The sequence below is a fragment of the Salsuginibacillus kocurii DSM 18087 genome, assembly GCF_000377705.1.
Taxonomy (GTDB): Bacteria; Bacillota; Bacilli; order Bacillales; family Marinococcaceae; genus Salsuginibacillus; species Salsuginibacillus kocurii.
This window is the reverse complement of record NZ_KB898636.1, coordinates 39,652-50,928: the sequence shown is the minus strand read 5'-3', so window position 1 is coordinate 50,928 and position 11,277 is coordinate 39,652. Positions and strand designations below refer to the sequence as shown.

The window sequence follows — 11,277 nt, the reverse complement described above, 5'->3', positions numbered from 1 at the left end:
AATTACTGTAAAATAAAATGGCGGGCCTGACGGGAATCGAACCCGCGATCTCCTGCGTGACAGGCAGGCATGTTAACCGCTACACCACAGGCCCAGCTTAAATTGAGTTCATGGTGGAGGATGACAGGATCGAACTGCCGACCCCCTGCTTGTAAGGCAGGTGCTCTCCCAGCTGAGCTAATCCTCCAATTAAAATGGTGACCCGTGCGGGATTCGAACCCGCGTTACCGCCGTGAAAGGGCGGTGTCTTAACCCCTTGACCAACGGGCCAATTATTTTCAAATGGCGGAGAAGGAGGGATTCGAACCCTCGCGCCGCTTGCGCGACCTACTCCCTTAGCAGGGGAGCCCCTTCAGCCACTTGGGTACTTCTCCTAATGGCTCCACAGGCAGGATTCGAACCTGCGACCGATCGGTTAACAGCCGATTGCTCTACCACTGAGCTACTGTGGAATGTATGTGTTCGTTCGTTTGCGACAAAAATTATAATACATGATGTGTTTTTTGTTGTCAACGCTTGTTTTAAATAATTTTTCATGGAATGTATTAATCTTTTTTGTCGGAATTTCATAATCTCTCTCGGCGACTTATATAATGTATCACACGGATTTTTTAGCGTCAATGCATTCAGTTAATTTTTTTAAGGGCGCCGCTGCACGCTCCGCATACGAACTTTGCCGTGTTCATTTGACGCTTTCTGACATATTTTAGTTGGCACTTCATGCATTCATATGTATGCCTTTTTGTGGATCGGCTTTGGCTGGTTGATAGTGATTGGCAATGTCTTTTACCACCAACAGCTGCAAGCCATTCCTTAAATTCTTTATCTCGATGGCGGTATCCTCTTCCTTCTAAATGCAAGTGATAATGACATAATTCATGTTTTAAAATATCGCATATTTCTTCTTTGCCAAACTCCTGATAATGCTTCGGATTAATCTCTATGGCGTGAGTATTCAACATATACCTTCCGCCAGTTGTCCGTAATCTTGCATTAAAGTACGCTTCATGGTGAAAGATGCGGCCAAAATATTCTGTTGATATGTCTTCTGTTAATCGTTGCAATTCTTCATTATTCACAACCACTCACCTCACACCTTATCCATTCTAACATATAATAGGGTGTGGAAAAGCGAACAGCGGTATGCGTGTGACCGCTAAGGTAGAACACGTCTCCTACTGAAAATAAGGGATGCGCCGCGCCGGTTCCAAAAGGTGAGTGCAAGACGCTTATGACCTGAGCTGGTAGCTGAGTATAAAGCGAAACCGCCGAGTATAGATGCGACAAGTTCTTTTGAACAGATAACTTTTTCCTACTCATTGCTCGAATATGGAAAGGGGGTTGGCGGGCAGCGCGGCACAGCCATAGGAGGTTAAATCCTGCCCTCGTGAATCAGAACTGTTCAGTATATTGCCACTGCACTCTTTTAGGAAAGTCGCTATTTTGTTTCCGCAGATTGACCTGACTGCTTTGATTTCCCTGGCTTCATTTATATTTTTAGTTATTACTTTGCAAAGGGGGGTCAATTGATGATGCCTACCTGGCTTCAGCGACAAATGCAGAAGGCTTATTATACGAAGCGGGCTAGTGAAATTCGAATGCTTAATCAATTGTGGTTTTCTTATATAGAGGATTCATGAGGGAGGTCGTCTTTCTACTATTTCAAGGGTTAATTTGTCACTTTTGCTGGACTGTTCGTTCGTGCCGATGAGGCCGCCCCTTACTATCTCAATGATAGCCTTACTCTGAATTTTAATGGTCATCAATTTCGTTATTCCCTTGAATTCGGGGGTTTTTCTTAGTGTCGTTCGCAGACCTCTGTTCCACTATTTTAGCTCCATCTCCTTAATTCATTCGTATGTGTCCCAATAAATGAACCAGTGTCCATGCGGTCTTGAAAATGCTCCATTTCGGGTGAACTAACGGAATTCATCTCCGTAAGCAACACGGCTTGCGGCACTCCCGCCTCGTAGGGCGCGTGCAAACACGCCTTTTTCTTCCGTTTCACCCGTGCCCCTTACCTTGATTTTATAAAGAAAAGCAGGCTCGCTCTCCCTTAAGAGCAAGCCTGCTTTTTCTTTTCAGCAAGGTTTGCGAGCACCGTTCTGTCTCGGCACCCTCAACTCACGCTTAAAAACGCATTAAACCATCGTTAGCGCGATACGGCCTTTCTTTTCATCGACGCTTTCAACCCAGACGGTGACGATATCTCCGACAGCTACTACTTCCATTGGATGACGCACATAGTTATTGGCGAGTTTTGAGATATGGACGAGACCATCTTGTTTAACGCCAATGTCGATAAAGGCGCCGAAGTCGACGACATTGCGGACGGTGCCCTGGAGTTCCATCCCTTCATATAAGTCTTCTAGGTTCATGACACCGGTTTTTAACATAGGCTTTGGCAAGTCATCGCGGACGTCGCGATTTGGTTGTTTTAACGCTGAAATAATGTCTTCTAATGTCGGCTGGCCGACGTCGAGGCGTTCGGCTTCTGCTTTGACGTTAAGCTGGTTTAATTTTTCTTGTGCTTCTTCGCTTCCGATCTCGCCCGGTGTTAGCTCGACTTGCTTTAAAAGAGCTTTAGCAATATTGTAGCTTTCCGGGTGAATTGCTGTTTCATCGAGTGGTTCTTTACTTTCCGGGATGCGCAAAAAGCCGACGGCCTGTTCATATGTTTTAGCGCCGAGGCGCGGTATTTTTTTTAGTTGAGCACGAGATTCGAACTTCCCGTCTTCGTCGCGTTTTACGACAATGTTATCAGCTACGGTTCGTGACAAGCCAGCTACATATTGCAACAGGCTGGACGAAGCTGTATTTAAATTCACGCCGACTTGGTTAACGGCGGTTTCAACTACGAATGTAAGGGAATCTTTTAAGCGGTTGGCGCTTACGTCGTGTTGGTATTGGCCAACGCCGATCGACTGTGGATCAATTTTCACCAGTTCGGCCAGTGGATCCTGCAGTCTGCGTGCGATTGAAGCGGCACTGCGCTCTTCGGTCTGCAAATCCGGGAATTCACGCCGCGCCAATTCAGAAGCGGAGTAAACGCTGGCGCCCGCTTCATTAATAATCAAGTACGAAACGTCATCCTGCAGTGAGCTGATGGTATCTGCGATGAAGCTTTCTGTTTCCCGGGAAGCGGTACCGTTACCAATCGCAATTAACTCGATGCCGTATTTCTCAACTAGGTTCGTCACAACTTTTTTACTCTCTTCGACTTGGTTTTTAGGCGGAGTTGGATAGATCGTTTCGACATGCTGGACTTTGCCGGTCGTGTTCACAACAGCAAGCTTACAGCCTGTCCGGTAGGCTGGATCAACTCCAAGGACCATTTTCCCTTTCAATGGTGGCTGCAAGAGCAGGTTGCGCAAGTTCTCAGAAAAGACATGGATCGCTTGTTCTTCTGCGGTTTCGGTCAATTCCTTGCGAATGTCGCGTTCAATCGACGGACCGAGCAGCCGTTTATAACCATCTTTGACCGCTGCACGGATGGCTTCGGCGCAGGCGGGCTGTTTTTCTTGAAAACGAAGGGCTTTGTTAATGTCTTCGAGTGCCCGCTCTTCGTCTAATGCAATTTGCACAGCCAAGATGCCTTCTTTTTCGCCGCGGTTCATGGCTAACACGCGGTGTGAAGGAACACGGCGGACAGGCTCTTCATAGTCGTAATACATAGCATAGACGTCTTGTTCGTCTTCTTCCGCCTTTTTGCCAGTGGAACGGAGAGAGCCTTGCTTCATTGTAAAAGCGCGCAGCTGCTTGCGTACACTGGCATCATCAGCCATCCATTCGGCCATTATATCTTGTGCGCCTTCAAGGGCTGCTTCGGCCGTAGGTACTTCTTTATCTTCATCTATATAGCGCATGGCTTCTGCTTGAATATCGGCACCTGCCTGGGCCCATATCCACTCTGCCAATGGTTCGAGCCCTTTTTCTTTCGCTTTGGTTGCGCGCGTGCGCCGCTTCTGCTTATACGGGCGGTATAGATCTTCCACTTCCTGCAGCTTGGCGGCAGCATTGATGGAGCCTTGCAGCTCTTCAGTTAATTTTTCTTGCTCATCAATTAAACGGATGACTTCTTGTTTACGGGCTTCTAGCTGGCGCACGTACTCCCAGCGTTCGGAGACCTGACGGAGTTGAACTTCATCTGCCCCTCCTGTCATTTCCTTTCTGTAGCGGGCAATAAAAGGGACCGTGTTGCCGTCTTCTAGTAACTCTATCATTTTTTTAACAATGTGTATCGGTACATTCGTTTCGTGAGCCACTTGTTCTAATTGCTCTGGCGCATATGTAGCTTCTGTCACTTCGTTTCACCTCTTTAATATGTCTCCCTTTTACTATACCATGTCTAGCCTGAGGAAAAATACCTGGCGGGGGCTCTGGTCTCTTCTAATGACAGCTCCGTCCCGCCCGCTCCTCTAACTCCGCCTCAATAAAAATAAAAACTCGCCGACGGCGAGCTACAACAGATTATCGTGTAATATATATTTACCATAAAATTAGAATAAAGACTGATCAAGAAACATCTCCGCCGACGATGGTTACGTCATCATTAGCGGACTGAGCTGCTTCAGCCAGGCGGTTTACGACACACTCAGGCGATTTTGCAGCCGACATCATGTTTTTACATTCTGGAGAAAAGACCGTGCCGTCTGAATACAGAAGAAACCTGACATTTTCCCCATACTGGAAACGCTCCAGGCGGTATTTATACTTTCTGCTGGAGAGATAGCCCGGGGCTGGTACAGGTCGAACTATTTGATCATTGTCTAACATTAATATGCATTCCACATTTCCAATGTTCCCATACATGATTTCCTGCGTGGCAAAATCAACTTTCAACATCGTAAGCACAACGCCTCGTTCTTGAAATAGCACTTGGTTGCATTGGTCAAGCAGCTGAGAGACGGATTGATCATGAGCCTCGGTAATGACATTCATAGCGAGCTGAGCAGAGCGGTGAGCTTCTGCACCGCTGCCCAGCCCATCTGCTAAAGCACAAAGAAAATACTGATCTGTTTCAATCGTAATATAAGCATCGCCACATCGTTCGTTTCCGTTCTTTTTCTGTTGATACGCGGTGACGTCTACATTTGTGTGCGCCTTATGTTCTAGCTTCATGTTATAAACACTCCGATGGCTCCACGCGTATGGATTCTCGTAATTTTTGAAGCGCTCTGCGCTGTAGACGGGAAACGTGCATTTGCGAGATGCCGAGGCGTTCCCCTGTCTCCTTTTGGCTTAAATGCTCGAAATATGTGCACTGCAGAATTTCTTTTTCTCTTTCTGTTAACACTGCAAATGCTTTCTCCAAGAGCATCTGTTGGTCTGTCTTTTCGTACCCTTCTTCAGCAGAACCAACAAGGTCAAGAAGTGTAACCGCACTTCCTTCCTGGTCTGCTTCAATAGAACGATCAACGGAGAGCGCTTGGTAACTTTTACCCATCTCCATCGTCTCTAAAACTTCTTCTTCACTTACTTCTAAAAACGCCGCAATCTCGTGGACATCCGGAGATCGCTGCAATTCACTAGTTAATTCTTCCACCGCTTTTTTAATGCGAGGTCCTAGTTCTTTTATACGGCGCGGGACGTGTACGCTCCATGTCTTATCACGGATAAACCGTTTAATCTCTCCCACAATCGTTGGTACAGCGAAGGATTCAAAGCTTCGATTATAGGAAGGGTCGTACCTTCTGAGAGCAGCCAGGAGACCAATCATTCCGACTTGGTACAAGTCATCGTCGTGGTCCTGACCTCGCGAAAACTTTCTGGCCAGCGATTGAACGAGTGGCTCAAACTTTTTCACAAGCTTGGTTTGCACTTCTTCATTTTGCTCTTCTTGAAATTCCTTTATCCATTCATATACTTCTGACTCTTCTTTATTGCTTTTGTTTGTCGGCTGATCTGGGCCCATCGGCATTCTCTTCCACCCCATCTCTTTGAAGGAACTTCTTCATTACAATCGCGACGCCAGCTTCACTGCTGATTTCGACTTCATCCATCAATGATTCGATGAGGAAGAGGCCGAGCCCCCCTTCTTTCAACTCGCCAACAGGATCTTGGCCATCCACAGGCCCAATTTCTTCACGTAATTGAACCACATCTACACTTTGGCCATCATCCGAGACAACAAGTTTTAAGCCTTCCTCTTCAATGGAGCATGAAAACTTAATTGTGCCCCCATTGCTATAAGCGTGGTCTACTACGTTCGTACAAGCTTCAGCTACCGCAATTTTCATATCTTCAATATCATCGTAAGAGAATCCTGCCCGATTGGCAATTCCTGAGACCGTAAGCCGAACCACCCCGACGTATTCCGCTTTCGAAGGTACTGTCATTTCAACAACATCTGCTGTATTGACCATTATTTTGCTCCCTCCCTTCTTTCACCATCGATGTCTATCACTTCATCCAAGCCCGTAATTGAAAAGAGACGATGGACACGCTCATTAACTCCTGTAATGGCAAGTTCAGAGCCATTCGAGTGTGCTGATTTCAAGGCGCCAATAAAAATCCCTAATCCTGTACTATCAATGTATTCAACATTCGCTAAATCTACTACAACTTCTGTATTTTGCTTTTCGGTGAGCGGGATTAACGTCTCCCGTAATTCTGGAGCAGTGTAGGCGTCAATTTCACCTTCTACCATTACTCTTGTGCCTGCTTCCGTTTCTTTCGTCTGAAGGGTTAAATTCATGCTAATATGCCTCCCTGGCGTTATTTTTTCACTTCGCTCTGTTAAACATTGGTGTTGATTTTCGCTTCAGGCTGCTCCCTTTCCCCGCAGGTCTAGGTGCGCGTTCGGCTTCAGTTCCACTACGTTTGCTGCCGCCGTGTCTTCTTTATCAAACGCAGCCCGGCACTTGCCCCGCTTGCGCTGCAGGAATCTAGCCCTTCGGCTTCAATCCACCTTCATTTAAAATTCAACACTGTCTGTTAACAGCGGCGTTCACTTAGAAAAGTTCCACACTATAACGTAATAAGTAATTGTTTCTCTCCCCTTGTTTCAAAAAACGGGGGGGAGGAGTGCGGATAACCTGAGCGATCGTTAGTTTATAGCTTGTCTACTTAGTGAGATGATTAATCCTATATTTACCTTTATGCTAACCCGTGTTGTATCTTCGTAACGATCACCAGCAAGGTTGTACTAACCCTGTTAATGAAAAGTTGGTCACGCGGATGCCTTTCTTTGAGGCGGAAGGAACCTTGCTTCTGCCTCTGTTTCAGTTTTTCCATTATGACGGTTTCAACCAGTTCATATTCCAGAGCTATGGATAAAAAGAAAACGGCCATTGGCCGTAACATCAGTTTATTACCCACTATTATTTTGTATTAAACTTCTCTTCGCAAAATCATTAACGTGAAATCATCCCGAAGCTGAAAGCCCTGGAGTTTTTCCAATTCATAGAAAACGCACTCGACAATTTCCTGGGCGGATTTATGCATGTTGGCACGAATAAGACTAGTAATCACTTCTTGTTCGATAAACCCTTCTTCTGTACGGCACTCCGTTACTCCATCAGATAAGAGGACGATAATGTCTCCAGGAGCCACGTCTTTTTTATATTCGCGAAATGAGGCTTCGCGTGTTACTCCCAGCACCATACCTTTTGCATACAACTCTTCAAACTCATCGGTTTGGGCGTTGTAGTAAAATCCAGGTTCATGGCCAGCACCGGAATAGTGAAAGGTGTGGAAGCGTGGATCATAGGAACCGTACATCATGGTAATAAACATGTTGGAAGCGACGTTCTGCTCTACCACGCGGTTTAAGTTCTCAAGCAGGCCGCCTGGCTGCAACCGCTGTTCTGGCAAGCTTTCCATCGCGTACTTGATCATCGACATACAAAGCGCTGCCGGCACGCCTTTTCCAATAATGTCTGCGATGGCTAGTCCAATACAATCATTTTCATCTTTAACGAAATGATAATAATCACCGCTCATTTTCGAAGCTGGCATCGTGAGGACGCCAAGATCAAGCCCCTGAACTTCCGGCTTAGCCGCTGGCAGGAAGGTTTGCTGCATGTTCGCAGCCACATCAATCTCTGATTCTAGTTCCTTTTGGCGGTCCTTTAAGCTTTGGTGTTCTTGATAAGCTAAACCGTAGCCAATCATGACTTCTAACAAAAATTCAAAGGAATCCCGCAGGCCACTCGGAATGTCAGGATACCACCCTTCGATAATATCGAGGTGCAGGCTCACCATTTCTTCAGGTGAGATTTGGTTTTCTAACACTTTTTTACTGAATTGCTGACCTTGGTACAGGCCTTGTTCATCTTTTTGGCCAATATATTCTTCTAGTAGTTTCTCGTATTGCTCTTGTAATATTTGGTACGAATCGACCACTCAATATCCTCCTTCAACGGAGCCATTTAATTGTCGTAATAACCGTTCCTTCTCCAGAGACCGAATCTATATCAAACTCATCCATTAATCGTTTAACTCCTGGAAGTCCTGCCCCTAGCCCCCCTGAGGTGGTAAAACCGTCTGACATGACTTCGCGCACATTTTTAATACCCGGGCCTTTATCCCTCGCTGTAACTTTAATTCCCTTTTTTGCTCCGTGTTTGTCCAGTTCTTGAATGGCTTCAATACAAATTTCACCTTTATCCGCATAAAGGTAAATGTTTCTAGCAAGCTCTGAAATGGCTGTGGTGATGCGTGCCTGGTCTACATTCCCAAATCCAACATCTTTTGCTAAATTACGACCGGCCTGCCGCGCAGAGACAATCCCCCACTCTGTATGGACCTCAACACAGGATTGGATACTCATATTACCCCTCCAATTCCTGTTGAAGTTTCTCTAAACCTTGTTCAAGATCGAGAGCCGTCGGTACTTCATCCAACATAATTCCCATATCAATTAGCGTAATGGCCACAGCTGGTTGAATACCTGTTAAAACCACCTTTGCTCCCATTAAGTTTGACATTTCCACCACGTCCCCAAGTACTTTGGCGATAAATGAATCTATCATCTCCACCGAGGTTAGATCAATGACAACCCCGCTTGACCCTTCCTGATGAATCTTGTTGAGTAGATCCTCTTGAAACTGCAGGGCTGTTTGGTCATCAAGGTCTACTTGCACTGATATTAATAAATAATCATGTAACTTTAGAATTGGTATTCTCATCGCCTTACACCCCTCCGTCCGCATTTATGTGGTTACAATTTTTCTTTGGGTCAATTCCATACCAGATTCGATGCCTTTTCGAAGCGTACTCTTTGTTGGAAATTTGCTTAGATCAATTCCTAAGTTAACAATCGTTTGCGCAATCTCAGGACGGATGCCGACGAGAATACACTCCGCTCCTACGAGCCGGACAGCTTCCGAGGCTTGAATAATATGGTGAGCCACCATCGTATCTACAACGGGGACTCCGGTGATATCAATCAAAACGACCTGGGAGCGGTGTTCAATAATACCATCGAGCAAATTCTCCATGATGAGCTTGGCCCGCTCCGTATCTATCGTTCCGATAAGCGGCATGACACTAATATTTTCGAAGACTGGAATTAAAGGAGCGGATAGTTCTTTCAGCGCCATTTTTTGCAGGTGCAGGGTACTTTCCCACGTACCTGAATATTCATCGACAAGCTGATTAACAATCCCGTCAATCCAGTTCTCTATGTCATAAAAAATCTCTATTGGTGTCTCTTCGTGCGAAGGATCTTCACGAATTGCATCTAATATGACACGTCTGAAAGCCTGAAGCCCGCGAGTAAAATAACTGAGGGGCCAGCCAATGTGAATCAATCGTTCTACGAATTGTTTAATCCGTTCCTTTGCGTCTTCCTGCTTTAGGTCAAGTGTATCGACAATTAAATCGATAAATTCACGGTTTGTTTGAGTGTATATTTCATCTGGTATGCGCTCAACTGTCTCGTCGTGAGCGACACGCTGGATTTCTTCTAGCCACTTCTCTGTAAGACTTTGTCTTCGGTTATGAATAAACTCTACTATAGATGGTTGCATCATCAATTCCCCCATACTAAGTGATCATACTATGATTAAGATACTGCGAATGGTGTTATGAAGAATGGAGGGAAGTTTATTTCACCCTCGACACTCTGCCTTAAAACCTAAGTTGACCGAACCCCGCAGCGAGACCAATCGATCATTCGCAATCATTAAAGAGTAATACTGGTAAATGACTTTCTATAATGACTCCAGGCACTCTATATGAAATTTATGATAGTAAAAACTCACTATCTTTATTATTCCATGAGTTGTCATAAGGCGCAAACATCTTAAGGTAAAATTCAATATTCTTTTATCTTTTTCATATTTTATAACTAAATTATGAGAGGTTTAAAGATTATCATTTGCGGAAATGCTTTAGTTAAAGAGAAACAAAAAAGTTGCTGCCAGTATAGTTGGAGCAACTTTTAAGCAATGAACCCGTATGAACTTTACGAATAATGACGGTTATTCAATGCCCTCCGCAATCTTTCATTCTTAGAATGAGGTTATAAAACCATTCAGGGCATTATACGCCGCTTGCAATACGGCCATCTACTTTTGAACCAGCTTCTTCTTCAACTAAAAAGGATTCGGCTGCAATGTTTAGGTTAATGTTAGCCATCTCCCGGTAACCCTGTTCCATTGCTTCACGAATACGTGATTTCTTGCGCTCTGAAATATATCCTTCAGCAGCCTGATAAATGAATTCGCTTCGGTCGACATTTTCTCCCTGAATCATTCCATCCACCTCGCATAGCAAATCAGTGGGAAGGTTAATCACGATCTGCTTCGTAGTTCCTTGCGACAAGATTCACACCTCCAACGAACACCTATAACCGTTATCAAATAAATCCTCTTTTGCCATCTTAGCATTCGTATTCGAGTTTTGCAAAATGGAAATTAAATCCTTTGAATCCATCGAATGTAAAGATGAGCATTCCCTCAGTTCACATTTTCGGCAAGAATTTATGAAATCCTGCAAAAAACCTTAAAAAAATCACGTTTTTTCTCTAAATCTTCCGTCCGTATTTTAACAAATAGTCAGTAGTTGAGCAACCGCCTAACTGCTGAGGCAAAGAAATACTACTTAGAGGGAAAGAGGCTGGTCGATACGTCAGTTTCCGGCTAAACCCCTGGAGTATCGCGCTTTACTACAGCCCAACGTGCGACATCGACTGCACATTGACGACATTTGCTGTTTCCTTGTCTTTTGGCCGTAGGTAGGCGAGGGGACAGCCCCTTTATGAAAAATGTTCACTGCGGAGAATTACTCTGCCGCTTTGTTCGCAGGGCTTCGCATTTCCCGGTTACCGGC

At 45.1% G+C, this 11,277-nt stretch carries 12 protein-coding genes and 5 tRNA genes; 1 reads left to right on the top strand and 16 read right to left on the bottom strand.

From position 1 onward, the window contains the following. Window positions 1-18: 18 nt before the first annotated feature. The 6 genes from D469_RS0118205 to D469_RS0118180 all read right to left on the bottom strand — a co-directional run bounded on the left by D469_RS0118205 (window position 19) and on the right by D469_RS0118180 (window position 1,079). A tRNA-Asp gene (locus D469_RS0118205) sits at window positions 19-94 on the bottom strand. Window positions 95-111: 17 nt separating this feature from the next. Continuing rightward, window positions 112-187: transfer RNA gene (locus D469_RS0118200), tRNA-Val, on the bottom strand. Between the two features lie 8 nt (window positions 188-195). Continuing rightward, a tRNA-Glu gene (locus D469_RS0118195) sits at window positions 196-270 on the bottom strand. A 13-nt stretch (window positions 271-283) separates the two neighbouring features. Then, window positions 284-374: transfer RNA gene (locus D469_RS0118190), tRNA-Ser, on the bottom strand. Between the two features lie 3 nt (window positions 375-377). After that, window positions 378-452: transfer RNA gene (locus tag D469_RS0118185), tRNA-Asn, on the bottom strand. A 174-nt stretch (window positions 453-626) separates the two neighbouring features. Next, window positions 627-1,079, bottom strand: a complete 453-nt coding sequence (locus tag D469_RS0118180) for a SprT family protein (protein WP_040607048.1) — start codon at window positions 1,077-1,079, stop codon at window positions 627-629. A gap of 450 nt (window positions 1,080-1,529) precedes the next feature. Between D469_RS0118180 and cmpA the strand changes: the two genes are divergently transcribed. Next, window positions 1,530-1,640: a cortex morphogenetic protein CmpA gene (cmpA, locus tag D469_RS21835; RefSeq protein WP_018924817.1), complete on the top strand. Its 111-nt coding sequence runs from the start codon at window positions 1,530-1,532 to the stop codon at window positions 1,638-1,640. Window positions 1,641-2,141: 501 nt separating this feature from the next. On the opposite strand, the gene D469_RS0118160 is transcribed toward cmpA, so the two are convergent. The 10 genes from D469_RS0118160 to D469_RS0118110 all read right to left on the bottom strand — a co-directional run bounded on the left by D469_RS0118160 (window position 2,142) and on the right by D469_RS0118110 (window position 10,770). Then, entirely contained in the window at window positions 2,142-4,304 is a 2,163-nt protein-coding gene (locus D469_RS0118160) for a Tex family protein (RefSeq protein WP_018924814.1), read from the bottom strand. Window positions 4,305-4,515: 211 nt separating this feature from the next. Continuing rightward, window positions 4,516-5,121 carry a SpoIIE family protein phosphatase gene (locus tag D469_RS20770; protein ID WP_018924813.1) on the bottom strand — a complete coding sequence of 202 codons (606 nt, stop codon included), beginning with the start codon at window positions 5,119-5,121 and terminating at the stop codon, window positions 4,516-4,518. A gap of 1 nt (window position 5,122) precedes the next feature. Next, on the bottom strand, window positions 5,123-5,914 hold the full coding sequence (gene sigB, locus D469_RS0118150; RefSeq protein WP_018924812.1) for an RNA polymerase sigma factor SigB: 792 nt from the start codon (window positions 5,912-5,914) through the stop codon (window positions 5,123-5,125). Next, window positions 5,880-6,365, bottom strand: coding sequence for an anti-sigma B factor RsbW (gene rsbW / locus D469_RS0118145; protein ID WP_018924811.1), 486 nt, complete (start codon window positions 6,363-6,365; stop codon window positions 5,880-5,882). Before rsbW ends, sigB begins: the two co-directional genes overlap by 35 nt. Beyond that, window positions 6,365-6,697 carry an STAS domain-containing protein gene (locus D469_RS0118140; RefSeq protein ID WP_018924810.1) on the bottom strand — a complete coding sequence of 111 codons (333 nt, stop codon included), beginning with the start codon at window positions 6,695-6,697 and terminating at the stop codon, window positions 6,365-6,367. Before D469_RS0118140 ends, rsbW begins: the two co-directional genes overlap by 1 nt. Before the next feature lie 635 nt (window positions 6,698-7,332). Further along, window positions 7,333-8,346: a PP2C family protein-serine/threonine phosphatase gene (locus D469_RS0118130; RefSeq protein ID WP_018924808.1), complete on the bottom strand. Its 1,014-nt coding sequence runs from the start codon at window positions 8,344-8,346 to the stop codon at window positions 7,333-7,335. A gap of 13 nt (window positions 8,347-8,359) precedes the next feature. Beyond that, the gene (locus tag D469_RS0118125; protein ID WP_018924807.1) at window positions 8,360-8,773 is read right to left on the bottom strand and encodes an anti-sigma regulatory factor; all 414 of its coding nucleotides are present in this window, start codon (window positions 8,771-8,773) and stop codon (window positions 8,360-8,362) included. Window position 8,774: 1 nt separating this feature from the next. After that, entirely contained in the window at window positions 8,775-9,131 is a 357-nt protein-coding gene (locus D469_RS0118120) for an STAS domain-containing protein (RefSeq protein ID WP_018924806.1), read from the bottom strand. Between the two features lie 24 nt (window positions 9,132-9,155). Beyond that, window positions 9,156-9,974, bottom strand: a complete 819-nt coding sequence (locus D469_RS0118115) for an RsbT co-antagonist protein RsbRA (RefSeq protein ID WP_018924805.1) — start codon at window positions 9,972-9,974, stop codon at window positions 9,156-9,158. A 514-nt stretch (window positions 9,975-10,488) separates the two neighbouring features. Continuing rightward, complete coding sequence (locus tag D469_RS0118110) at window positions 10,489-10,770, bottom strand: CopG family ribbon-helix-helix protein (protein ID WP_018924804.1); 282 nt, start codon at window positions 10,768-10,770, stop codon at window positions 10,489-10,491. Window positions 10,771-11,277: the final 507 nt, after the last annotated feature.

Coding starts and splice junctions, on each gene's coding strand:
- D469_RS0118115 (WP_018924805.1), bottom strand. CDS start 9,974: ATGCAACCATCTATAGTAGAGTTTATTCATAACCGAAGACAAAGTCTT.
- cmpA (WP_018924817.1), top strand. CDS start 1,530: ATGATGCCTACCTGGCTTCAGCGACAAATGCAGAAGGCTTATTATACG.
- sigB (WP_018924812.1), bottom strand. CDS start 5,914: ATGGGCCCAGATCAGCCGACAAACAAAAGCAATAAAGAAGAGTCAGAA.
- D469_RS0118140 (WP_018924810.1), bottom strand. CDS start 6,697: ATGAATTTAACCCTTCAGACGAAAGAAACGGAAGCAGGCACAAGAGTA.
- D469_RS0118125 (WP_018924807.1), bottom strand. CDS start 8,773: ATGAGTATCCAATCCTGTGTTGAGGTCCATACAGAGTGGGGGATTGTC.
- rsbW (WP_018924811.1), bottom strand. CDS start 6,365: ATGGTCAATACAGCAGATGTTGTTGAAATGACAGTACCTTCGAAAGCG.
- D469_RS20770 (WP_018924813.1), bottom strand. CDS start 5,121: ATGAAGCTAGAACATAAGGCGCACACAAATGTAGACGTCACCGCGTAT.
- D469_RS0118120 (WP_018924806.1), bottom strand. CDS start 9,131: ATGAGAATACCAATTCTAAAGTTACATGATTATTTATTAATATCAGTG.